The organism is Acidobacteriota bacterium (assembly GCA_022562055.1).
Classification (GTDB): Bacteria; Actinomycetota; Acidimicrobiia; order Spongiisociales; family UBA5794; genus BMS3BBIN02.
In genome coordinates this window covers 16,384-39,938 of sequence record JADFQA010000020.1, presented here as the reverse complement: position 1 = coordinate 39,938, position 23,555 = coordinate 16,384, and the positions used below count along the sequence as shown (strand labels likewise).

Here is a 23,555-nt window from a genome sequence, read left to right as displayed (position 1 = left end):
ACTGTTCTTGGCGCTGAGCAGGGTCGATCAGACAGAGTCGCGCTTGCCCCTTCCAGCGTTTCACGGAAGCTGTGGACCTGTTCTGCAGACCGTGCGTTTACCCTGCTGATCAGCTCAGTAGCTGATCTCCATCGACTTCAGAGCGTTACCGAACTCTCTGAAGACGTTCTGGTGCATGATGAGCTTTGCAGGGTTGCCGCCGATCTTGATCTTGCCGGTCATGAAGGCCATTTGCGTGTCCAACTTGCCACGCGAAATCTCCGATGCGGTCTCGTAAGAGCTTGTGATGGATGCATCGAAGTCTTCCGTGTTACCGCGGCTCAGTGAGGCCTTCGCGTCTGCAATGGCGAGGATGTAGTTGATGGTTGCATCCTCGGGGGCGTCGGTGACGACGAACTGCACATCGAGCGAGATTCCGCCGATCGACTCCAAGAAGTCGGAGCTGGCGTTGAGGCGCTCGCTTGCTTGGGTCATGAACTCTTCACTAAGGAACTGAACGGCCACACCGTCTCCTTCGTTGTTGGCTGTCTCCGTCAAGTCTAGGCGGTCGTCCGACGCAGCATCCGAGTTGTCGGCGTGGCTGGTACCCGAGCGAGGCTCGCGTACCTACGGTGGTCAGCGTTGGCCGGCGAGGCGCGCCTGCTTGAACTTTGCCTTGATGTAGTCCTTGTTCATCAGCGCAATAAAGTCGATGCTGATGCTTTTCGGGCACGCTGCCTCGCATTCTCCATGGTTTGAGCACCCCCCAAACCAAAGCTCCATCTCATCGACCATGTTCGCGACCCGGCTGAACCGTTCGGCCTGACCCTGGGGGAGGAGGTTGAGGTGGGCGATCTTTGCAGACGTGAATAGTTGGGCGGCAGAGTTCGGGCATGCTGCCACACATGCACCGCATCCGATGCACGCGGCTGCGTCCATTGATGCGTCGGACGCTGCTTTTGGCACAGGTATCAGGTTGGCGTCGGGGGCTGACCCCGTCGCCACGCTGATGTATCCACCCGCCTCGATGATCCGGTCGAACGCTGATCGGTCTACCACGAGGTCTCGGACGACAGGGAACCCTTTTGCCCGCCACGGCTCGATCACTATGGTGTCGCCACTTTTGAACTTACGCATGTGGAGTTGGCAGGTAGCTGTGCCGGTTTGCGGTCCGTGTGCGAGTCCGTTGATCATGACGCCGCATATCCCGCAGATGCCCTCACGGCAGTCGTGGTCGAACGCAATCGGCTCCTCGTCGCGGGCGTTGAGACCTTCGTTGACAATGTCGAGCATTTCAAGGAACGACGCTTCTTCGGGGATGTCCTTGGCTTCGTAGGTCACGAAGCCTCCCTTGGCGTTGGGTCCACTCTGGCGCCACACGCTGAGAGTGAGATCCATTACTTGTAGCTCCTTGTCGCCAACTTCACGTTTTCGAACGTGAGTTCTTCTTTGTGTTTTGTGTGGGTGTTTCCGCGACCATTCCATGCCCATGCTGACACATGGGAGAACGCTTCGTCGTCGCGCAGTGCCTCGCCGTCTGTAGTCTTGTGCTCGACCCGAAAGTGGCCACCGCACGACTCTTCCCGATCGAGGGCATCGCGACACATCAGCTCAGCAAGGTCGAAGAAGTCAGCGACTCGACCAGCCCGCTCCAATGATTGGTTGAACGATTCGTTCGTCCCGAGGACCTTCACATCCCTTTCGAACTCTTCTCGCAGGTGTGGAATCTCCCGAATGGCGGTCTCTAGCCCCTGCCGCGAGCGGGCCATTCCGCAATGTTCGAGCATGATCTTGCCGAGTTCACGGTGGAACCAATCAACCGAACGGCTGCCCGTTGTGGCGAGAAACTTTTTTGTCCGATCGGTCACGTCCGCAATGGCAGTCTTGAATGCTGAGTGGTCGGTGGGCAGCGGGTCGACGCCGAGGAAGTCCGCGAGGTAGTCGCCGATCGTGTACGGAAGGACAAAGTACCCGTCCGCAAGACCCTGCATTAGAGCTGACGCCCCGAGCCGGTTTGCGCCGTGGTCGGAGAAGTTCGCTTCCCCGATCGCATAGAGACCGGGGACTGTCGTCATCAGGTTGTAGTCGACCCATATGCCACCCATGGTGTAGTGCGGTGCCGGGTAAATCCTCATGGGTGTCTTGTACGGGTCGTCGTCGGTGATCCGCTCGTACATCTCAAACAGGTTGCCGTAGCGTTCTCTGATGGTGTCTTCTCCGAGACGTTCGATGGCGTGCTTGAAGTCGAGGTAGACACCGTTGTTCAGCGGACCGATTCCGTGGCCCGTGTCGACTTGGGTCTTAGCGTTGCGCGACGCAACGTCGCGCGGCACCAGGTTGCCAAACGCCGGGTAGATGCGTTCGAGGTAGTAATCCCGCTCGTCTTCCGCAATGTCGGCGGCGGCCCTGTTGTCGCCGGCTTTCTTGGGGACCCAAATGCGGCCGTCGTTGCGCAACGACTCTGACATCAATGTCAGCTTGGACTGGTGGTCGGCTGCCTGAGGGATACAGGTCGGGTGGATCTGCGTGTAGCAGGGGTTTGCGAAGAACGCTCCCTTGCGATGCGCTCGCCAGATCGCCGTGGTGTTGCATGCCATTGCGTTGGTCGATAGAAAATACACATTTGAATACCCGCCGGTCGCAAGCACGACGGCGTGAGCGGTATGAGCTGCAATTTCACCGGTCACCAGATCGCGAACTACTACTCCTGCGGCCCTACCGTCGTGGACGACAACTTCGAGCAACTCCGTTCGGCTGAGAAGCTCTACCGAACCTTTGGCGATTTCCTTAGACAGCGCCTGATAGGCGCCAAGGAGGAGCTGCTGTCCCGTTTGCCCGCGGGCATAGAACGTGCGGGATACCTGGGCGCCACCAAACGACCGGTTGTCGAGGAGGCCACCGTATTCGCGAGCGAACGGGACTCCCTGCGCAGTCGCCTGGTCGATGATGTTGTTCGACACCTCTGCAAGTCGGTACACGTTCGCTTCTCTGGATCTGAAGTCGCCACCTTTGACGGTGTCGTAGAACAGCCGGTACACACTGTCACCGTCGCTGTGATAGTTCTTTGCGGCGTTAATCCCGCCCTGCGCCGCGATCGAGTGAGCACGGCGCGGAGAGTCGTGATAGGTGATGACCTTCACGCTGTAACCAAGTTCCGCCAGTGTCGCGGCAGCAGATGCGCCTGCGAGGCCAGACCCTATGACAATGATGGAGTACTTGCGTTTGTTAGACGGGTTTACCAATCGAATCGAGAACTTGTGGTCGTTCCATTTGTCCTGGATCGGCCCGTCAGGAACCTTTGAGTCGAGAATTGTCATATGCGGTCCCTAAATCTTGATGATGCCAAATTGGACGGCCAGGGGCATGCTGATGTTTCCGATCACGATGAAACCGGTGAGGCCGTAAGCGAGCAATCTGCGCCAGCGGTTGAATCTCGGGCTGTTCACGCCGATGCTCTGGAAGAGACTCCATGTGCCGTGCCATATGTGTACTCCGAGAGCCAGGATCGCAACGATGTAGATAATGACGACCGGAACCCGCTCGAAGGTTGCAATCATGTTCGAGTAGATGTCGCCGTAGCGGAAATCAGGGTTGACGCCTCCGAACGTGAAGTCGGCGAGATGGAAGAGCACGAATAGGAAAACCGTGCTGCCGGTGTATGCCATAAATCGGCTTGCATACGTAGCGGCGAGGTAGTCGCTTCTAGATTCGTAGTCGACCTCACCCCGGGCCTTCCTGTTTCTGCGCCAGAGTGACAATGCTGCGTGGACATGGACGCCGTAGGCGAGGAGCAAACCGCCTCGCATGGCCCACAAGACCGACTGACCCGGGACGAGGTCGCCACCGAGATCGCGCAGTGCCTCCCCATACAGGTTGATGTCAGCAGACCCCAGAAAGACTTTGAGGTTCCCGAGAAGGTGGGCGACGAGGAATCCGAGCAGCATCACGCCGCTGAGCGCCATTGCCCACTTCTTCCCAACATCGGATCCATAAAACTCGACAACAAACGGTCGTTTGCGTCGTGACTTCACGGATTTTGATCCGCGAAGCTGTGAGTCCTGCACGTAATGCTCCTTCGGTGTAGCGATCACAGTATGGCCGTCTTGCAGTCGCGCTGCGAGCAATCGACTCAGGCAATGGTAGAGGACATGCAACGGTCTCGGTACTGCCATACCCACGACCGATGCCGCCAGTACGGTGCCGGTCGATTCGCGCGGAGCGTGGCCGATCGCTCTCGCACTCAGAGCGCAAAGCCCCAATTTACTCACCTACCACCGAATTTCACGGTTGACATTCGCGCGGAGAGTTGCCAGAATAACACCATAATAATTACTCATACGTAATTATCATGGTGTTATTCATGTGTGTGTAGGGGAGTGAGTGTGTTCACCGAGTTGATTGAAGCCATAAAGGGGTCCGACTACGGATGGCAAGACCTTGCGAATTGCCGCGGTGCCGATCCGGATCTCTTCTTCCCCGAACGTGGTGCATCCACGAGGAAAGCCAAGACCATCTGCCGGGAGTGCTCGGTACGTGTCGATTGCCTTGAGTTTGCAATCACCAGTTCTGAGAAGTTCGGGATTTGGGGAGCTCTCTCTGAGCGTGAACGGCGCAAGATTCGTAGACAGCGAGCGGTGGCAGCAGAAGCCCGCAAGGCGGGGTAGCAGCAGAGCCGAAGCCAGCGCACCTGGGCGTTGCCGTGTACAACGTAGTGAATTGCGTCACCGAGCAACGGACGCTTCTCCATTGCGCGCTACCGTTGTTGTCATACGGAGCGAGGTGTGGACATGGCTGGGTGGATAGTTGCGGGCATCAGGGCCTTAGTCGTAGCGATTGCATGGACAAGGCCTGCAAAGCCGGGTTCGTCGTCGGAGCGCGCCGATAGAACTCTCGGCGGGGCCCGAGGGCGTCTTGCGCTCGATGTCATCGAGTTCACGTCTTCCGTCCGTGAGGCGATTGTCGTTTTCGATGCCCCAGTGCCCGATGGGCCGGTTGCCAACGTGCTCAGAGACCTCATGTTTGAGGAGGCATTGCGAGTCCTGCATGAGAAACGTCGTAACGGTCTTCCGCTCGGCGGAGTGGAGACGGTGCGCGTTTTTGGTATATGCAACGGGGCGCGTGTCGACGTCGGTGCCGTGGACGTCACGGACCCCGAAGAGATTCCCGACCTGCGCGACGTTGCGTTGGCGCACACGACAGCGAAGGGCGACCCGTTCCGCGGCCTAACGCAATCCGAAATGGACCTTGCCCCCAGATTGAAGGACCGTTCGGGCGAGGACGGCATCACTCCGCTCGGCGAGATGCTTAGGTTCTCGGAACGCGTCGACGCAGGTCTTCGGCTTCAAAGTATCGATCCGGCGACTGTGTCGATCGGTGCCCTAGCCCAAGGACTCTTCCAGATTGGCGGGTACCACATTCGCGCTTCGGGAGATTCTTCTTTTGTTGCCTTCAAGGACGGTGTTTCGACATATGTAGCGGTTGTTCGCCATATCGAGGGTGGCCATCCTGAACTGCAATCGTCAGAGATGATGACGTTTACAATAGATTTTCAGCGGTCCGGGTCAGATCGAGGCTTGCTCATCACCGACAAATACGGACCGTTCGATATTTATGCGAGGGAAAAACGTGCCTACACGGTTCGCTATATTCCGCGCGAACGCTTACAAGCGTTCGTTGATTCGTTTGCTTTTGCTGCCGATGGTTGAACAAACCCCACGTGGGGGTAGAATCGTCCATGACTGCCAAGGAGAAAATCGATAATGAGTAACCTCGCCGGTAGCGACTTCATCTGGATCCTTCTGATCGTCGTGGTTCTGTTCGGTGCAACCAAGCTGCCAAAGCTCGCACGGTCACTCGGCGCTTCCGCCTCTGAGTTCAAAAAGGGACTTGAGGAAGGCGCTGAAGAGGAGCCTGCTGAGAAGGAGTAGACCGCCGAAGGGCGCTATTCCTTGACCAGCGACCGAACAGTCCCGCCCGGGAACCGAACCGAACCCATCAGCGTTAGCTAGGTGGAGAATCGGGGAAGACATGGCTGAAGAACTCGTACCCAACTGGGAAGACGTAGCGCGTCGCTATGGGCGGAAGATCTACAACTATGCGTACCGGCTCACCGGCAACCCCGATGACTCGGCGGACCTCGTCCAAGAGGTCCTTCTCCGCGTCCGCACAGGCCTCGAGCGATACACCCCTGGATCGTTTGAGGGTTGGCTCTGGCGTATCACCCGTAACGTCTTTCTCGACAATATCCGCAAACAGAAACGCCGGCCTACAATCCCCTTGCGAGATGACGACCGGGGTATCGGTGTTTCCAGCCCATCACCCGACGAAGTTCTTTCGTCGGTCCGCCTGTCAGAGGACGTGCAATCAGCACTCCTCAAACTCCCCATGGACTTCAGGGAGTGTGTCGTTCTGTGCGACGTTGTCGGTCTGTCTTATGACGAGATTTCTGACGCGGTTGACATCCCCGTCGGTACCGTCCGCAGCCGCATCCACCGCGGCCGCAAGATGTTGCGAGGGCTGCTGACATGGCCGATGTAGTGCACGCTTGCACCGTGGGCGAGTTGCTCTCGGCGTACCTCGATGCCGAACTTTCCAACAACGAGCTTGAGGCAGTGGTGTCACACCTCGATACCTGCCTTGACTGCATTGCTGAATTCCATGAGCTTCGTGAGGCTCGGACGATGTTGCGTACCATGCCGCGACTCGAAGTCCCTGACCGTGCCCTCCCCGACATTCACTACAAGGCGGAATTGTCCGCGTATCTCGATGGCGAACTTCCGACTGCTGAGCAGCCGGTTGTGTTCGCCCACATGGTGCTTTGTGCTGAATGTCGCAACGAGCTGTACGAGATGGACGGCGCCCGCATCGCGATCAGGGCTCTCCCTCGCCTTGATCCCGTGTTGCATCAGGCGACGGACGGCGATGTCGGTGTTGTAGTTCCGATCTCGCGGCGTCGAATGTCATGGCTGGCGGCAGGCGCTGCTGCGGCGGCGTTCGTAGCTTTCGTATCATTCTCAACGTCTTCTCCGCAGGGACCTACGGTAAATCTCGATTCATTCCTTGTGCAGCACGGCGCCCGAGACTCCGTACAGTCGCCGCTTTCGCTGCTCCCATCAGGAGCAACATTCGTTTCGGTGAGCAGTCCGTGATGTTTCGTCAGGTTGGTCTGGCTCTTGCTGTTGGTCTCCTCTCGATCTCGATCGTTTCGCCCTCGGTTGCCGACGATCAGGAGTACGGCGATCGGGCCGATGCGGCGGTTTACAGCGGTGTTCGAATTGTTGTTAGCACTTGGGATGGCGTGGCGTCTGCCGGTATTTACGAGATCGAGCACATTGGCACCATGGAGTTCGTGTCGGCTGGCGGATCCTGGCTTGTAGTCGGCGAAGGGTCGGTGACACGCGCTGACGGTGGTGGTGTGGCTCTTGCCGGATGGTCGACGGTGGCGCTGTCGGATCGCTACCAGATCCGGTCGTTGGCAGGAGATTCAATGTTGGGCCGCGCTACTCAGGTCATTGAGGTGCGCGAAGGCGACTTGCTGCGTTGCACCATCCAGTACGACAAGGCAACCGGGGCCCCGCTTTCCACAAGGATTTTCGATGGTGATGGGAACTTATTCCGGTCTTCGACGATGGTGTCGTTTGGCCGTTCGAACATGCGTCTCTACGAGGAACTCGTAGGTGCCGGCGCATACGATGTTGTGATGGCCGCAACGCTTGACTCGAACGCGCTGCCCGAAACCGCTGCCGGTTATGCGATTGCCGATGTCTACGAGGCTGTCGGCGGTGCCCAGCAGGTGTTTTACACCGATGGATTATTTTCGTTTTCCGTGTTCGAACTCGACGGAGACGTTGCCCTGAGCGAGTTTCAGGGTGCTAGCGAGGTTGAGATCGGATTGGCGAGATACAGTCGCTCTGCAACACCGACCGCGGTTTCAGTTTCGTGGGTGTCAGGCGGATCAACCTATGTTCTGGTGGGCGACTTGCCGCCGGACCACTTAGAGGCTGTGCTTGCGGAGCTGCCCCGGCCAACATATCGCAACATGCTTTCGCGCTGGTGGCGCAGAATCTTCGGTTGACCCTACCCGGCTGCGGCCAAAAGCCAATCGCTATCGAAGTTCGCTGCGTGCGACAACCATTCGGTGTACTTCGTCGGGGCCGTCGGCGATACGCAGCGCGCGAGCAAACGCGTACATACGCGACAGTCCGAAGTCGTCGCCGATGCCGGCACCCCCGTGTGCCTGAATTGCCTTGTCGATGACCCAAAGCGCCGCGTTCGGGGCCACGACTTTGATAGCGGACACGTCGACCCGTGCCGACCGGTTGCCCATCGTGTCGATTCTCCACGCCGCGCGCATGACAAGGAGACGAGCCTGGTCGATCCGCATCCGCGACTCTGCAATCCATTCTTGGATGACCGCGTTTTCGGACAGCGGCCCGCCGAACGCGGTCCGTGATTTCACACGCTCCTTCATCATGTCTAACGCCCGCTCCGCAACCCCGATAACGCGCATGCAGTGGTGGATTCTCCCGGGGCCGAGTCGGGCCTGGGCGATCTGATAGCCCGTCCCGGGCTCGCCGATGATGTTCGTCTTGGAGACCCGGACGTTGTTGTAGGAAATCTCGCAGTGGCCGCCTCGTTCTGCGAAACCGAACACCGGCATGGTGCGCTCGATCTTCATGCCATCTGCGTCCATCGGGACGAGGATCATTGAGTAACGCTGTTTTGGTGGTGCGTCTACGTTCGTGACTCCCATCACGATCGAGATTTTGCAATCCGTTGCCGCGGCGCCGGTGATCCACCACTTGAGCCCGTTGACGACGAAGTCGTCGCCGTCGGCAACGATCGTGGTTTCAAGGTTGCGCGGATCGCTGCTCGCGACCCTTGGCTCGGTCATTGAAAAGGCTGACCGAATCTCACCAGCGAGCAGGGGCATCAGCCATTCCTGCTGCTGTGCCTCGGTGCCAAAATGGGTCAAGACCTCCATATTGCCGGTGTCGGGCGCAGCGCAGTTTGTCGCTTCAGGTGCGATCTCGATTGATCGCCCCATGATCTCGGCAAGTGGTGCGTAGTCGACGTTCGAGAGGCCTGGACCCCACTTGTCGTCGGGGAGGAAGAGGTTCCATAGTCCTTGCGTTTTAGCCTTCTCTTTGATGGCCGAAACGACAGAAGTCCCCGAGTACGGATCTTCCGCCGCCATCTCGGCGAAGTTCGCCTTCTCAGCCCCATACACGTGGTCGTCCATGAACGCAAGCAACTCCTCGCGGAATCCCTCGCAGCGTTCGCTAAATCCGAAATCCATTCAGGGTCCTTTCCGTGGTCAAGGCTAGCTTTGTCGGCCCGGCGTGCCCAGGAAAGCGCAGGATGGACCACCCCGTCGCGAACTTGGCGTCCAATCCCGCGCTTGCCGAGTTGGACGCCAATCGTGCGGAAGGCGCGTGTTGACGTGCTTAGAGCTTGGCGAGGGCCTCAGTGTAGAGAGCGAACTCGCGTCGTTCGCCGAGCGAGTCAGTGTTTACGATCTCGCGGACGATCCCGTCAGCATCAAGAATGAATGTGTACCGGTTTGCAACGCCGGCGTCTTCGTTGAACACCCCGTACTCTTTGCTGACCACTCCGTGTGGCCAGTAGTCAGAAAGGACAGGGAACGTGAACTCGTTCTTCTCGCTCCAGGCGCCGTTGGTGAAAAACGAGTCGCACGTAATCACGACGACTTGTGTGTCGAGATCGTTGAGGGCCGCGAGGCTGTCACGAATGGTGCAGAGCTCGCCGGTACAGATACCCGAGAACGCAAACGGAATGAAGACGACAAGTGTGTTCTTGCCTCTGAAGTCGCTGAGCCTTACCTCAGACTTGTCTGGAGCGGTGAGGGTGAAGGAGGGTGCGGCTGCACCAACTGTTGTCGCCATGGATCGCGCCTCTCTCGGTTAGGGGAATGTCCCACGAATGGTACTCCGGAGTCCTGAAGCTGAAAACCGGAGTGTCTGTGCACCTGTCTGCCCCACACTCGTTTCGTTCGGCGAACCCGCAGGGAGTCGATCTTCTGACGGTTCCCTAGTCGAGGTCGGGAAGGTAGTTGCGCGCCACCCACCCCACAGGGTCGGTGAGTTCATCGGCGGTTGGAACCGTCTCAGCCGAAGACCAAAGCTGGTTGAGTGACTCTACGCCCCACTTGTCAACAAGCTCGCGGACTAGATGGCTCGCGTCACTAGCGAGATTGCGGTCGAAGCGGAGACCGATGATCGCACCGACGCCGTCGTCGGCCTGTCCCGGCTCGGCGCGTCTCGCGGTGTGGGCGGCGACGATGTCATCAAGTGATCTGAGCATGTCGGATGCCGCCGCCTCGACAACCACGTCAACGAAACCTTCGAGAGTTGCGAGTAGTCCTTGGACTTTCTTCAGCTTCTGCGCGTCATGGGAGGCGTTGAGGAGTTGACCGATCCCCCCGTCGCCCGAGAGGAGGCTTTCGAGATCCATGGAGCCGGCGTCCGAGGTTCCGCCAGTGAGTCGCGACATGTCGAACTCAACGGTTTCCAAGAACGCAACCACTATTTCTGCAATGAGATCTTCAATACCCGGGCGGTTGAGCAGCGATCGGTAGGCAACGGCGCGAAGCGCCGCCCAAAAACGGACATCGTGGGCGTCCAGCCCGTTGTCGGTTGCGAAGCTTTCGATTGCTGGGATCACGAGGATCGCGTTCTGTTGCCCGAGTGCCGGGAGCCCGGTGTCGAATTGTCCGAGAACTCGATGCGACATGAATCCAACCATGGTGCCCGATTGCATGCCCGCCAGGGCAGGTGCAAGCGAACCCATGAGGCCGCTCATCGGCCCATCCCCCATGGCCGTCATTTGGTTCGCAAGGGGGAGGATGAACCATTCAAACGAGCGCTCGTTGAGCTCGGCCCAGGTCTTGCGGTCTACGGGCTGGATGCGATCGGACGAGACAGAAGAAAGCAGCCCGGTACCTTGAATCTTGAGTTCGGCCGCACCGGCGAGGTCGAGGTACTCCTCGGTGACGCGCGGCTCGATCGGGTCAGGGTCACCGACAATACTTCGCATTACCTCGCCGCCGAGCTTCCAGTTCACCGGACCCGATGACTGGAAAAGTTCGAATAGCTTGTCGAATATGCTGTCGCTCACGAGTCGTCCGGTCGCTCTCCCAATGTCACTGAGATGCTCAGCTCTTCGCCGTCTCTGAGGACCACGAGATTGATTTCGTCACCAACCACATACAAGCGTAGCCCGCTGATGAGGGCGTCCATGGTCGAGCGAGGCGTGCCGTCAACCGAGATGATGATGTCGCTGACTTCGACGCCGGCAAGCTCGGCCGCACCACCGGCGACCAACTCGGCTACGCGTGCCCCGATGGGGAGCACCGAACCGTCGGCCTGTTCGCTGAGTTCGCTGATCCCGCTGATGCCGAGAAACGCATGGCGGACATCTCCGGTTTGGCGGATTTCGTTCGTTATACGAACGACGACTTCAACCGGTGTGGCAAATCCGATGCCTTCTGGTCCCGCATTACTGACAGCAATTGCCGTCACGATCCCGATCAGTTGGCCGTCGCCATTGACAAGCGCTCCACCTGACGACCCCGGGTTGATCGCCGCATCAGTCTGCAGCATGCCAAAGAGTGTGCTCGATTCGGTATTGACCTGGCGATCAAAAGCCGAGATCACACCGACCGTCAGCGACGGCCCACCCGACAACCGCAGCGGACTGCCGATAACAATCGCTTCAGAGCCGATGGAAAGCTCGCTTGTCAGGCCGATCTGGATGGGTGTCAATCCAGTTGCGTCGATTCGCAACACCGCAAGGTCCGTGATCGGGTCCGTTCCGATGATCGTTGCATTGAAGGTCCGTCCATCGTCGAAGATGACCTGGACGTCTTGAGCATTTCTCACGACGTGGTTGTTAGTCACGATGAATCCATCGCTTGAAATGACGACACCCGACCCGGATGCAAAGGGGTCAAGGAACCCGTCAACGATCGTTCCTACTTCTATCCGGACGATTGACGGCACAACCCTGTTGCCGACTCGTACAGGGTCTGATTCTACTGCTGGGCCGGAGGATGGTGTCGCGATGAGCAGTGGAGACGCTGACGCCGTTGGCGTCTGAGATGTAGTCGTTACGACCGCTGGTGTGGGATCGTCAAAGCCGCCGAAAGCCCAAATACCGCCAAGCATGAGAGTGGCGCCCAAGATCGACGCCACCAGCGTAAGGCCGAGCAGCGCTATGCGCGACGGAGGGTCGCGTCTTGTCGACCGAGCATCGTGCGCAGAGGTGGTTCGAGGATCGCTTCCCGGAACTGGCTCGCGAGGAGCAAAAACCGGATCGGTGGAAGTCGCCGGTGAGTCATCCGATGGTAGGCTGAGCGAAATCGCTCCAAAGACACCCGGGAGCAGAGAGTGCGAGCCGATGTCGTCGTCGCGGTCCGATTCGATGCTGCGTTGCGCGATTCCCTCCTCGAACAGCACGCTACCGAGCGGCGATGTGGGATCGAGGTTTGCCGGCAGGGGCGTCTGAGACCGCGGAAGCGGTGGGTCTGAATCCGCTGGCTCCGCAAAGCGGCGATCTTGTGGGAGTGAGGCCTCCGAGGTTTTCGGGTCCGGGTCAAGCGGCCCTGCAGCCTGACCACCGAGTTCATCGGGGAGAAGACGGGAGACATCTTGATCCCCAGTGTGCGCTTCGGCTGCGTGGGTATCGTCTGTCGTGTCGTCGGGATCAGAAGTATTGTTCATAACCCACCTGATTGTATCCGAGGATTAGAGCTATGGACCCCATTTCAGCGCAAAACGTTGCGGTGAGCAACGATGTGATCGATCTCCAGGCGATGCTTGAGGAGGTCCAAGACGACCGGGCAGGAGCGTCGGTTCTTTTCTCTGGCACCGTGAGGAACCATGCTCCCGGAAAAGCCGATGTCAGCCATCTCGAGTACGAGGCGTACACCGGTGTGGTCGAAGACAAGATCGCTGAGATTCTCGTTGAAGCCACCAAGCGGTGGGACATTCTGCGCATTTGTGCTGCACATCGGCTCGGTGAATTGCGCGTGCGAGAGGTGTCGGTCGCTGTTGCTGTCTCGTCAGCGCACCGTGCCGAATCTTTCGAAGCCGCACGCTACGTCATCGACGAGCTGAAACGTCGCGCCCCGATTTGGAAGAAGGAACATTGGCCAGGTGGAGCGGAATGGGTACGCGAAGACCACGCCGATCACTGATGACCTCTAGGAGTTCTCACTGCTGGGTGAGATGTCGATTGGTTCCCATTGCGGTGCGGGCCTTCCGACCACCATTTCGGCAGCTTCGCGGACCATTGGATTGTTGTCCTTAGCCGCGGCGCGCAATGCGGCTTCGACCTCGTCGCCGTCGAACACGGTGAGCGCAACAACGCACCTGCGCCGTACCTGCGGCGGACCCGAGACGACAAGATCCATGAGCACAGGCAACGCATCGGCGTGTCCGACGGCGCCCAGCGCAGCGACCGCTGCCTCCCTGATCATCTTGGTTGATCCAGTGTATGCGAGGTCGATAAGCGAAGGTACAGAACGCTCGTCTTCCAATTCGCCGAGGCCCGTCACGACCGCCTCGACGACGGTCTCGTCGGTATCGTCCAAAGCTGCCAGCAGACTTTCGGTGCGGTCCAGCCCGGAGAGGCCAATGCTCTCAGCAGCTTCGCTTCGTACCCGCGCGTCGGGGTCATTGACCAACATTTCGCAGAAGGTGTCGACGTCGTCGATTGACGTCGTTCCGGCTAGGTGTGAGACGGCGAGTCTTCTCAGCTCTGGGCTGTCATGGTTGAGGAACGCCTGTGGGTTGTCTATCAGCGCAACGAGCTGTTTACGGAGGTTCGCCATGGCACAAGGCTACCTGTCGCCAACATCGGGTGGCCTATGACGGAGTGTGGTTGGTGATGGTTCCGTCTCAAGGTCGGCCGATAGACATTTCTGGCGCGGTGGGTCACAATCCGGCGTGCGGCGGCGTAAAATCGTGTCGACCGAGTCGGAGTTGATCGAATGACCGAAAACCACATTCTCAGTGAACGTAACAGCGGCGTTCTCACAATCACCCTCAACCGCCCCGATCGGTTGAACACGTTCACCGCTGCAATGACGGTTGACCTGCACGATGCGCTTCGCCAAGCCGGCTCTGACGGCAGCGTCCGGTGTGTGGTGATCACCGGTGCCGGCAGGGCATTCTGTGCAGGTCAGGATCTTGCAGACCGCACCGTCACCGGTGAAGAAGACGAACCACCCAACCTGTTTGAGTCGCTCGACGAACGATACAACCCGATCGTTCGCCTCATCACCACAATGCCAAAGCCTGTGATCGCGGCCGTGAACGGAGTAGCCGCGGGCGCTGGAGCGAACCTGGCGTTGGCATGCGATCTCGTGTTCGCGGCACGCTCGGCGAAGTTCATCCAAGCCTTTGCGAAGATTGGCCTTGTCCCCGACAGCGGCGGCACGTGGACGTTGCCGCGTCTGGTAGGTTCCGCCCGCGCCATGGGTCTCGCAATGCTTGCAGAGCCGCTTTCGGCCGAGAAGGCCGTCGAATGGGGGCTGATCTGGTCGGTTGTCGATGACGCTGATCTCGCCAAAACCGTTACCACCACCGCACAACAGCTCGCTTCGGGTCCCACACTTGGGTTCTCCAAGCTCAAGGAGCTGCTCGCTCACTCGTTCGACCACACTCTCGACCAGCAGCTTGACGCAGAACGCGACACGCAAGATGCGCTAGGCCGGTCGAACGACTACCGCGAGGGTGTTGCAGCCTTCTTCGACAAGCGGCCGCCGAACTTCACGGGATCCTGATGAGCGTGCTGCCGCCAGATACTGTTGTCGGTGTGATCGGTGCAGGAACGATGGGCGCAGGTATTGCGCACGTGGCCGCGGCTGGCGGGCATCGCGTCATTCTGTTCGATGAGAGCGATGGGGTTGCCGCCGACGCAATCGAGGCGATTGTGCAGCGGCTGGTACGTAGCGTGGAGCGCGGTCGCATTGACAGCGAGGTTGCAGACGCCACCGAGCAAAATCTACGTACCGCAAGTTCGGTCGATGATCTTGCCGGATGCGGGCTGGTGATCGAGGCGATCGTTGAAGACCTCGAGACAAAGCAGCAGGTTTTGGCCCGTGTCGAAAAGTTGGTCACCGATGATGCGATCATTGCAACGAACACGTCATCGCTGTCAGTTACCGCAATCGCTGCAGGACTCGAGCGGCCCGAACGATGTGTCGGCATGCATTTCTTCAACCCCGCCCCCGTTATGCGCTTGGTTGAAATTGTTCACGGCGCAGAGACCGACCCTGGTGTGGCCTCGACGGTCTTTGAAACAGTTGAGGCGTGGGGTAAGACCGCGGTGCACGCTAAGTCGACCCCTGGCTTCATAGTGAATCGGGTGGCCAGACCGTATTACGGCGAGGCGCTTCGCCTCCTCACCGAGGGCGTCGCAGATGTTGCGACACTCGACGCAATCTATACCGACTGTGGCGCCTGGCGCATGGGACCGTTCACCCTGCTGGATCTCATCGGCCTCGATGTCAGTCTTGCGGTGTCGAAATCGGTGTTTGTAGGCACGTTCGGCGACCCGCGATTTGCGCCGTCTAACTTGCAGCAATCGCTCGTCGACGCCGGTCATCTCGGTCGTAAGACGGGCCGTGGGTTTTACGAGTACGGCCCGGATGTCACCGAGCCGCTGCCGGTAACTGCACCGGACCACGGTCTTGATCGCGAAGTCGTTATCCACGGCGACCCTGGTGCGCTGGGAGCGCTTGTCGACCGTTGGACGATGCGGGGTATCTCCGTCACCCACGTTGCTGGTGACGGTGTGATCTCGGTTGGCGACATCCAGCTTCGACTCACCGACGGCAGGACCGCAACGTCACTCGTTGACGCGGGGATCGCACCCGTGAACACAGTCGTCATGGATTGGGTCCACGATTGGAACACCACCTCGAGAGCGTGCATTGCGGCGTCGTCTACATGTTCTGCCGAGTCGCTGGGAGCCCTGGTCGGTGCGCTCCAGGCTGCAGGGTTTCGGGTGTCAGTAGTGGCGGATACACCAGGTCTTGTCGTCGCACGGACTCTCGCCACCCTTGCGTCGGTGGCCGGTGACACGGTGCTCCAAGGCATCGCAACAGTCGAAGCGATCGATACCGCGATGCGCCTAGGAACCAACTATCCGTCGGGTCCGTTGCAGTGGACGATGCGAGTCGGGGCTGCAAGGGTCATTGCAGTGCTCGACAACCTCGTCGCGGCGTATGGTGAGGAGCGGTATCGCGCCTCGCTGTGGTTAAGACGAGTCGCGCAAGACGATCGCCTCGCGGGAGCACGACCGTGACTGAAGCGTATATTTGTGGGGCAGTTCGGACACCCATCGGAAGGTTCGGTGGATCCCTATCGAGTGTTAGACCAGACGACCTGTTGGCTCATGTCATGAAGACCATGATGGATCGCCACGGTTCGGTCGACTGGGACGCAACCGATGATGTGTTCATCGGCGCCGCCAACCAGGCTGGTGAGGACAACCGCAACGTTGCTCGTATGGCGGTGCTCCTGTCCGGCATGTCGACTGACGTCCCCGGTTCGACCATCAACCGGTTGTGTGGTTCCGGGATGGAGGCAATCGGATTGGCGGCGCGCACCGCAAAGGCTGGTGAGGGTCACTTGTTTCTCGCTGGTGGCGTCGAGTCCATGAGTCGGGCGCCAAAGGTGCTTGCAAAGGCCGATGCGGCGTTTACACGGTCGGTGGAGATGTACGACACCACAATCGGGTGGCGGTTTGTAAACCAGAAGCTGGCTGAACACTTTGGTCGCGATGAGATGCCGGCGACCGCCGAAAACGTTGCTGTGGACTATGCGATCAGTCGTGAAGACCAGGACACTTTTAGCCTCCGTTCCCAGGAACGTGCCGCTAAGGCGACGGCCTCGGGGCGGTTGGCGCGCGAAATCGTTGCGGTCGAAGTCGCCGGCAAGAAGGGCGCCCCGACGCTTGTCAGCGAGGATGAACACCCCAGGCCCGGCATCACCGCGGAGAGGCTTGCTGGGTTGCGGCCTCTGTTCGAGGGCGGGACCATCACCGCAGGCAACGCTTCTGGAATTAACGACGGGGCCGCCGCGACGATCGTCGCCTCGGACGTTGGGATACAACGGCACGGATTGGTACCGAGGGCACGCATTCTGGGGATGGCTACAGCCGGGGTGCCTCCCCGAATCATGGGCATAGGACCCGTGCCTGCGACTAGGAAAGTTCTTGATCTCGTAGGGTTGGAACTTTCGGACATGGCCGTCATAGAACTCAACGAGGCGTTCGCGGCCCAGGCGTTGGCGGTGTTGCGCGAGCTTGGCATTCCCGACGACGCCGAATTTGTAAATCCGAATGGGGGCGCGATAGCCCTAGGACATCCGCTGGGGATGACAGGCACCCGGCTTGTAAACACCGTGGTCGAAGAGCTACACCTAAGGGATGAAAGATACGGTCTTGCGACCATGTGCATCGGTGTTGGCCAGGGGATAGCAATGGTTTTGGAGAAGGTATGAGGAGACAAAGATGACGACGACTTCAACCGAACAGCACGAGCTTGTTGAAAAGCACAAGGGGACCCTTGCAAAAGCACTCGAGATGATCGACAGCCGCGAGTACTGGAGTCCCTACCCCGAGTCGCCACGCGCCTACGGCGAGGATGCTGCCGCACTTGGCGAGACTGCCTTTAAGGCGCGTCTCGGCAAGCCTTTTGAACTAGACCAGCCGTCCACCGGGATGATGGACGTTGCTGAGTACTCACCCTATGGCATGGAGCTTGGGGTGAGCTATCCGGCGCCCGATCCTGACGTCCTGATCACCGTTGCTCAAGAGGCAATGAAAACGTGGGCACGGGCAAGCGCTGACACTAGGGCGGCTGTATGTCTGGAGATTCTCGACACGCTTTCACAACAGAGTTTCGAGATGGCGCATGCGGTGATGCACACCACCGGGCAGGCGTTCATGATGGCGTTCCAAGCCGGGTCACCACATGCCCTGGACCGTGCGCTCGAGGCGGTCGCCTACGGCTATCGCGAGATCACTCGGGTTCCGACATCGATGCGATGGGAGAAGCCGCAGGGAAAACGTGATCCGCTCGTAGTCGACAAGGAGTGGCATCTGCGTCCACAGGGAGTCGAGGTCACGATTGGGGTGTCAACGTTTCCGACATGGAACGGGTATCCGGGGATCTTTGCGAGCCTTGTCACCGGCAATGCGTCGATCGTGAAGCCTCACCCCGGCACAATTCTGCCGCTCGCGATATTCGTTGAGACAGCTCGCGCTGTGTTCGAAGAGGCTGGTTTCGATCCGAACCTCGTGACCCTCGCAGTCGACACCCCCGAAGCGCCGATTGCCAAGGACCTCGTTCTTGACCCTCGAGTCAAGCTGGTGGATTTCACCGGCGGCTCAGCGTTCGGCACCTGGTTGGAGACCAACGTCCCCAACACCCACGTGTTCACGGAAAAGTCCGGGGTGAACTCGGTCGTGATTGACTCAGTGCTCGATCTCAAAGGGATCATGCGCAACCTCACGGTTTCGACGGCACTTTTCTCCGGGCAGATGTGTACGTCCCCGCAAAACCTGTACATCCCACGCGACGGGATCGATGTCGGTGGCGAACATGTCAGTTTCGACGACGTCGTTTCGGCCTACACCGATGCTCTCGCGGGTCTGCTGAGCGACGACGAAAGGGCGTCGGACATTCTTGGGGCGATCAAGGGCAGCGCTACCGAGGCGCGTATTGGCGAAGCCGCCGGTAGCGGAGACGTGTTGCTCGAATCGAGAACTGTTATCAATCCAACGTTTGGGGGAGCTACGGTTCGTACGCCCGTCGTAGTCGGAGTCGACGCTGCCGACGAAGATGCGTTCATGCGTGAGATGTTCGGACCCGTTGTGTACATCATCTCGACCGACTCGACCGAGCAGTCGCTCGAACTTGCTCGTCGTTCCGCGATCGAGCATGGTGCACTTACCTGGCTGGTGTACGCCACCGACGACTCCGTTGTCGACGCGGCGGTGGATGCCGCGGTGGAAGCCGGGGTATCGGTCGCGTTCAACCTCACGGGTGGTCTGTACGTAAATCAGTCCGCCGCGTTCAGCGACTTTCACGTCACCGGCGCCAACCCGGCCGGCAACGCATCGCTGACAGATCCGGCATTTGTGGCCAATCGCTTTCGTCTTGTCGGGGTAAGAAAGCCCGTTCTTTCGTAGCCTGCCGAAGTCGGTATGACAACGGGTACCGCAACTCTCTAGGGTTCATGCGATCCCAGGGATAGAGGCATCCCAAACAGACGGGGTTGAGACGGAGTCGACCGGCGGACACCACGCCTATCGGTTCACTAGACGACGAGATGGAGAGGTCCAATGACTGCGACGATGGACCGGCCGCTGACCCCGGAGGCGAGTTCGGGCATCGACACGGTCGCGACACGAGCGCGAGCCTGGGCGGCGAGTTCGCCGGACCAGGTCGCGATGCGCGACAAGGATTTCGGGATCTGGCAGGAGCGCACGTGGAATCAGTTGTGGGACGAAGTGCTGACCGCTGCACACGGCTTGCTTGATTTGGGCGTTGCGGTGGGCGATGTGGTCTCGATCCACTCGGAGGACCGCCCAGAGTGGATCATCCTCGACCTCGCCACTGTTGCGATCCGTGCCATTACGACCGGTATGTATCCGACAAACCCGATGGCCGAAGTGATTTACCTCGTGAACGACTCGGGTGCCGCGATTCACTTTGCTGAGGATCAGGAGCAGGTCGACAAGGTTCTCGACGCTGAGCCTGGGTCGTTTCCGAACCTCACGAACATCTTGTACGTCGAGCCTCGCGGGGTCCGCTCGTACGACGACGATCGTCTTGAGTTTTGGGACGATTTCATGGACCGGGGCCGTGCTCACCGGGCTGCTAACGAGGGCGCAGTCGAGGCGATCATGGCTCAGGCTGAGTCGGAAGACATCATGACTCTCGTGTACACCTCAGGCACGACCGGCCCACCGAAGGGGGCCATGCTGACAAACGCAAACGCTGAGTTTGCGATCTCAACAATCGTCGGGGCACCAAACCGGTTGGCCGACGGCATCGACCCAGGTCCCCACGATCAGATTCTCACCTACCTTCCGCTGTGCCACGTAGCAGAACGAATCTTCTCGACGTGGTCGATGGTCGGCGCGGGGTGTGTGCTGAACTTCGCCGAGTCTATTGAGACCGTGCAACTCAATCTGCGCGAGGTACAACCGACACTCTTCTTTGCAGTCCCACGGATTTGGGAGAAGATCCACGCAACCGTGCTGATCAACATGTCACATGCGACCTTGTTCAAGCGCATGATCGGTGTCGGGTCGATGAAGCTCGCACGGTTTATTGGCAAGGAGCGCGTTAATAACGGTGGCCTCCACACGTTCAAAAGCCGGATCGCCTACGCCATCGGCGACCCACTGGTGTTCAGGGCATTGAAGGAGCGCATCGGTCTTCGGCGAGTACGTTGGTCGGGGTCCGGCGCCGCTGCAATTGCTCCTGAGGTCTTGGAGTTCTTCATGGGCTTCGGGGTGCCCGTGTACGAGCTCTACGGCATGACCGAGAACGCCGCGGTTGCGACGTTGAACTTCCACGGACGTGTGAATCTCGGGACCGTCGGTGAGCCGTACCCTGACATTGGTCTGCGGCTTGATGAAGAGACCGGCGAGATCCAGACAAAACACGATGGTGTCTTCAAGGGGTACTGGAACAGGCCCGAAGCAACTGCAGACGCTTTCACCGATGACGGATGGCTCAAGACGGGCGATGTCGGCGAGTGGGTCGATGGCACCCACCTCAAGATCATCGACCGTATCAAGTACATCATCATCACGTCGGGTGGTATGAACATTTCCCCATCTGAAATCGAAAACTCCCTGAAGGCGTCGCCGTACATCAAGGAGGCCATGGTGATCGGTGACGGACGCAACTACATCACCGCTCTCATCGGAATTGAGTATGACGTCGTAGGCAACTGGGCGCTGCGGCGTGAGATCCCCTATACAACGTACCGTGACCTGTCAGAGAAACCAGAGGTTATCGCGTTGGTCCAGCACGTTATTGACGAATCCAATGAAAAGTTCTCCCGGCCTGAACAGGTGAAGCAGTTTCGCATGATCCCGAAGGAACTCGATCATGAGGATGGCGAGTTGACCGCCACCCAGAAACTCAAGCGTGGTGCAATGACAGAGATGTTTTCGGATCTCGTGGAGTCGATGTACTCGTGATCGACATCGTCGTAGTTGCCCAAGCGGTGACGCAATCGTCTGTCGGAAAATTCGTCAACGCATTGGGGTCCGGTGTTGCGCTTGGTGCGATCTATGCGTTGCTGGCGCTCGGATTTGTGATTATTTTCAAGGCCACGCAGGTCGTCAACTTTGCGCATGGCGCCATCGCGGCCCTCGGCGCCTACTTCGTGTACTACTTCGCTACCGTGGTCCGGATCCCAGGGCGGTGGATGGGTGATGCCCCGCAGACCTTGCAGTGGACGCTCGCTGCGTTCCTCGCGATCGTGGTCACCGCCCTCGTCGGAATCGTTATCGAGCGGGTTGCGATACGCCCCATGATCGGCAAACCGCTATTCGCGGTCGCGATGATCACTCTCGGCCTCGATCTCATCATTCGGACGGTCACCAACGACTTCATCGACAACACAAACCAGGGCCTTGGAGACCCATGGGGTGTCAACGTTATCGAGGTCGGCGTGTTTCGTATCGCACAGACCCAAGTTGTGACCATTGTGGTGCTCATCGCCGTCAGCCTCGCCCTTGCGTGGTTCTTCAGCACCCGAACGGGAGTCGCCGTTCGCGCTACCGCGTTCGACCAGGAAGCCGCGATGGCTCAAGGGATTTCGGTCGGCAGGGTGTTCGCAATTGCTTGGGCGATCGGCGCCGCATTGGCCGCTTTCGGTGGAATTTTCGCATCGCTGGCACCTCGCGGCGCGGGTGTGAGTCCGTTTACGGCTCTCATCGCTTTCCGGGCGTTTCCCGTCGTGATCATCGGAGGCCTTGACTCGGTGAAGGGCGCCGTTATCGGCGGCCTTCTCGTGGGAGTGGCAGAGGTTATTGCGGGATCCTATCTAGGAAGTGTTGCATGGCTCGGCATCGGGTTCGGAGGAATCGTCCCGTGGCTTCTCATGATGCTGGTACTTCTCTTTAGACCGCACGGCCTTTTTGGTACTAAGGAGATTCGACGCGTATGAGAGGCAGACCGAATCTCTACACGGAGTATCAGGCTGAGGTCGGTCTGTTCCCAACGACAACGAAACGGGTGTCGATAGCGCTCCTCGGAGTCGTAGCGATACTGATTCCGTTCAATGCTTTGCCGTTCTTCGGGTTCCTCGGCGACGCCGGTTGGATGATTCTCCTCAACAAGGCATTGATTTATGCAATAGCGGCGCTCGGATTGAACCTGCTGATCGGTGTGGCGGGTCAGGTATCGCTTGGTCACTCATTCTTCATGGCGGTCGGTGCGTACACCGCAGTGGTTCTGGGTGGAGAAGCGGGACGTACGGTATGGGGCCTCGGGCTTCCCATCTGGGTGTGGCTCCCCGCGGCTGGCGTTGGTGCCGCCTTCGTAGGGATTCTCATTGCGCCTACTGCGGTGCGGGTGCGCGGTCTATACCTCGCATTCGTGACGCTTGGCCTTGTATTCATCGGGCTGTTTTTGTGGCGAAATCTTGGCAAGGTCGCTGGCGGACCGACGACAGGTCGTCCGTGGCCCAAGCTCGAATTCGCTCTCTGGCGGGAAATGGATCCGGTAGTTTCGTTCACAAGCGATGGCCCGCTGTGGTGGTGGCTCACGCCGATCAACTGGCTGCCGTGGGTGCACATCGAAGAAATGAGCGGCCTGTCCAAGACGTACTTCTTCGTATTGGTCTTTGTCGTTGGATTTGCCTTGATGGCGAAGAATCTCATGAGGACGAGGGTTGGTAGATCGTGGGCGGCGATCCGGGACCGCGACATTGCGGCCGAAGTGATGGGTGTCGCCGAAGCTAAAGGCAAGACGCAGGCCTTTGCGATCTCTTCGTTTTATGCGGGTGTCGCCGGAGCCATTCTCTCGTCGGTCATCGGTCGGAGCATCCCCGAGTCTTGGGATCTGTTCCTATCCATAGAATTTGTTGCAATCGTTCTTATCGGTGGCGCCGGCACGATAGTCGGCGTGTTCCTGGGGACGTTCTTCGTCGTCCTTTCGCCGCGGATCGTTGAAGAGACTACGAATTGGTTGGCGACGCAAGCCACCGACGAGGGCGGCTTTGCGTGGCTTGGAGACTTGTTTATCCGTACCGGTCCCAACGACTACATCGGGATCGTTTCGCTCGACGCGTACGGGCCGGGCCTCAGTATTTTTCAGCTCAACGTCGTACTGTTCGGCGTGCTTATCGTGGTGTTCCTCGTCGTCGAGCCACTGGGGCTTTACGGCATCTGGATTAAAGTGAGGAACTATTGGAAGGGCTGGCCCTTTACATACTGACTAGAACATGCTGATTAGGTCATGAGCAATCGGTCACGGTTGCTCACGAATATACGGAAATCAAATCGAAGAGGAGAAA

23 protein-coding genes are annotated in these 23,555 nt (G+C 59.0%); 14 read left to right on the top strand and 9 right to left on the bottom strand.

Going from position 1 to position 23,555, the window contains the following annotated elements:
* Positions 1-114: 114 nt before the first annotated feature.
* The 4 genes from IIC71_08510 to IIC71_08495 all read right to left on the bottom strand — a co-directional run bounded on the left by IIC71_08510 (position 115) and on the right by IIC71_08495 (position 4,043).
* Entirely contained in the window at positions 115-504 is a 390-nt protein-coding gene (locus IIC71_08510) for an SCP2 sterol-binding domain-containing protein (GenBank protein MCH7669225.1), read from the bottom strand.
* A gap of 111 nt (positions 505-615) precedes the next feature.
* Positions 616-1,377: a succinate dehydrogenase/fumarate reductase iron-sulfur subunit gene (locus IIC71_08505; protein ID MCH7669224.1), complete on the bottom strand. Its 762-nt coding sequence runs from the start codon at positions 1,375-1,377 to the stop codon at positions 616-618.
* Positions 1,377-3,296: a fumarate reductase/succinate dehydrogenase flavoprotein subunit gene (locus IIC71_08500; protein MCH7669223.1), complete on the bottom strand. Its 1,920-nt coding sequence runs from the start codon at positions 3,294-3,296 to the stop codon at positions 1,377-1,379. The genes IIC71_08505 and IIC71_08500 overlap by 1 nt, the downstream gene beginning before the upstream one ends.
* A gap of 9 nt (positions 3,297-3,305) precedes the next feature.
* Entirely contained in the window at positions 3,306-4,043 is a 738-nt protein-coding gene (locus IIC71_08495; GenBank protein ID MCH7669222.1) for a succinate dehydrogenase cytochrome b subunit, read from the bottom strand.
* A gap of 300 nt (positions 4,044-4,343) precedes the next feature.
* On the opposite strand from IIC71_08495, the gene IIC71_08490 reads away from it, so the two are divergent.
* The 6 genes from IIC71_08490 to IIC71_08465 all read left to right on the top strand — a co-directional run bounded on the left by IIC71_08490 (position 4,344) and on the right by IIC71_08465 (position 8,053).
* On the top strand, positions 4,344-4,643 hold the full coding sequence (locus IIC71_08490) for a WhiB family transcriptional regulator (GenBank protein MCH7669221.1): 300 nt from the start codon (positions 4,344-4,346) through the stop codon (positions 4,641-4,643).
* Positions 4,644-4,766: 123 nt separating this feature from the next.
* Positions 4,767-5,684 (top strand): hypothetical protein, encoded by a 918-nt coding sequence (locus IIC71_08485; GenBank protein MCH7669220.1) that lies wholly within the window; start codon positions 4,767-4,769, stop codon positions 5,682-5,684.
* Positions 5,685-5,738: 54 nt separating this feature from the next.
* Positions 5,739-5,906, top strand: a complete 168-nt coding sequence (locus IIC71_08480; protein MCH7669219.1) for a twin-arginine translocase TatA/TatE family subunit — start codon at positions 5,739-5,741, stop codon at positions 5,904-5,906.
* 100 nt (positions 5,907-6,006) lie between these two features.
* On the top strand, positions 6,007-6,516 hold the full coding sequence (locus tag IIC71_08475; GenBank protein ID MCH7669218.1) for a sigma-70 family RNA polymerase sigma factor: 510 nt from the start codon (positions 6,007-6,009) through the stop codon (positions 6,514-6,516).
* On the top strand, positions 6,504-7,127 hold the full coding sequence (locus IIC71_08470; protein ID MCH7669217.1) for a zf-HC2 domain-containing protein: 624 nt from the start codon (positions 6,504-6,506) through the stop codon (positions 7,125-7,127). Before IIC71_08475 ends, IIC71_08470 begins: the two co-directional genes overlap by 13 nt.
* Positions 7,124-8,053, top strand: coding sequence for a hypothetical protein (locus tag IIC71_08465; protein ID MCH7669216.1), 930 nt, complete (start codon positions 7,124-7,126; stop codon positions 8,051-8,053). Before IIC71_08470 ends, IIC71_08465 begins: the two co-directional genes overlap by 4 nt.
* 30 nt (positions 8,054-8,083) lie before the next feature.
* On the opposite strand, the gene IIC71_08460 is transcribed toward IIC71_08465, so the two are convergent.
* From IIC71_08460 to IIC71_08445, 4 genes are all read right to left on the bottom strand, one after another.
* The gene (locus IIC71_08460; GenBank protein ID MCH7669215.1) at positions 8,084-9,277 is read right to left on the bottom strand and encodes an acyl-CoA dehydrogenase family protein; all 1,194 of its coding nucleotides are present in this window, start codon (positions 9,275-9,277) and stop codon (positions 8,084-8,086) included.
* A gap of 148 nt (positions 9,278-9,425) precedes the next feature.
* Positions 9,426-9,884, bottom strand: a complete 459-nt coding sequence (locus IIC71_08455) for a peroxiredoxin (protein MCH7669214.1) — start codon at positions 9,882-9,884, stop codon at positions 9,426-9,428.
* A gap of 145 nt (positions 9,885-10,029) precedes the next feature.
* Entirely contained in the window at positions 10,030-11,115 is a 1,086-nt protein-coding gene (locus tag IIC71_08450; GenBank protein ID MCH7669213.1) for a zinc-dependent metalloprotease, read from the bottom strand.
* Entirely contained in the window at positions 11,112-12,719 is a 1,608-nt protein-coding gene (locus tag IIC71_08445; GenBank protein ID MCH7669212.1) for a trypsin-like peptidase domain-containing protein, read from the bottom strand. The genes IIC71_08450 and IIC71_08445 overlap by 4 nt, the downstream gene beginning before the upstream one ends.
* A gap of 32 nt (positions 12,720-12,751) precedes the next feature.
* On the opposite strand from IIC71_08445, the gene IIC71_08440 reads away from it, so the two are divergent.
* Positions 12,752-13,195 carry a molybdenum cofactor biosynthesis protein MoaE gene (locus tag IIC71_08440; GenBank protein MCH7669211.1) on the top strand — a complete coding sequence of 148 codons (444 nt, stop codon included), beginning with the start codon at positions 12,752-12,754 and terminating at the stop codon, positions 13,193-13,195.
* Between the two features lie 6 nt (positions 13,196-13,201).
* Here the strand turns inward: IIC71_08440 and IIC71_08435 are convergent, their stop codons facing one another.
* Positions 13,202-13,831 (bottom strand): HEAT repeat domain-containing protein, encoded by a 630-nt coding sequence (locus tag IIC71_08435; protein ID MCH7669210.1) that lies wholly within the window; start codon positions 13,829-13,831, stop codon positions 13,202-13,204.
* 159 nt (positions 13,832-13,990) lie between these two features.
* Here IIC71_08435 and IIC71_08430 point away from each other — a divergent pair, with 159 nt between their 5' ends.
* From IIC71_08430 to IIC71_08400, 7 genes are all read left to right on the top strand, one after another.
* Positions 13,991-14,785: a 2-(1,2-epoxy-1,2-dihydrophenyl)acetyl-CoA isomerase gene (locus IIC71_08430; protein ID MCH7669209.1), complete on the top strand. Its 795-nt coding sequence runs from the start codon at positions 13,991-13,993 to the stop codon at positions 14,783-14,785.
* Positions 14,785-16,311 (top strand): 3-hydroxyacyl-CoA dehydrogenase, encoded by a 1,527-nt coding sequence (locus IIC71_08425; protein MCH7669208.1) that lies wholly within the window; start codon positions 14,785-14,787, stop codon positions 16,309-16,311. The genes IIC71_08430 and IIC71_08425 overlap by 1 nt, the downstream gene beginning before the upstream one ends.
* A complete protein-coding gene (gene pcaF / locus IIC71_08420; protein ID MCH7669207.1) occupies positions 16,308-17,510 on the top strand; it encodes a 3-oxoadipyl-CoA thiolase in 1,203 nt (400 codons plus the stop codon). The genes IIC71_08425 and pcaF overlap by 4 nt, the downstream gene beginning before the upstream one ends.
* A 10-nt stretch (positions 17,511-17,520) precedes the next feature.
* Complete coding sequence (gene paaN / locus IIC71_08415; protein ID MCH7669206.1) at positions 17,521-19,203, top strand: phenylacetic acid degradation protein PaaN; 1,683 nt, start codon at positions 17,521-17,523, stop codon at positions 19,201-19,203.
* Between the two features lie 165 nt (positions 19,204-19,368).
* Positions 19,369-21,231, top strand: a complete 1,863-nt coding sequence (locus IIC71_08410; protein MCH7669205.1) for an AMP-binding protein — start codon at positions 19,369-19,371, stop codon at positions 21,229-21,231.
* A complete protein-coding gene (locus IIC71_08405; protein MCH7669204.1) occupies positions 21,228-22,205 on the top strand; it encodes a branched-chain amino acid ABC transporter permease in 978 nt (325 codons plus the stop codon). Before IIC71_08410 ends, IIC71_08405 begins: the two co-directional genes overlap by 4 nt.
* Positions 22,202-23,476 carry a branched-chain amino acid ABC transporter permease gene (locus IIC71_08400; protein ID MCH7669203.1) on the top strand — a complete coding sequence of 425 codons (1,275 nt, stop codon included), beginning with the start codon at positions 22,202-22,204 and terminating at the stop codon, positions 23,474-23,476. Before IIC71_08405 ends, IIC71_08400 begins: the two co-directional genes overlap by 4 nt.
* Positions 23,477-23,555 lie beyond the last annotated feature (79 nt).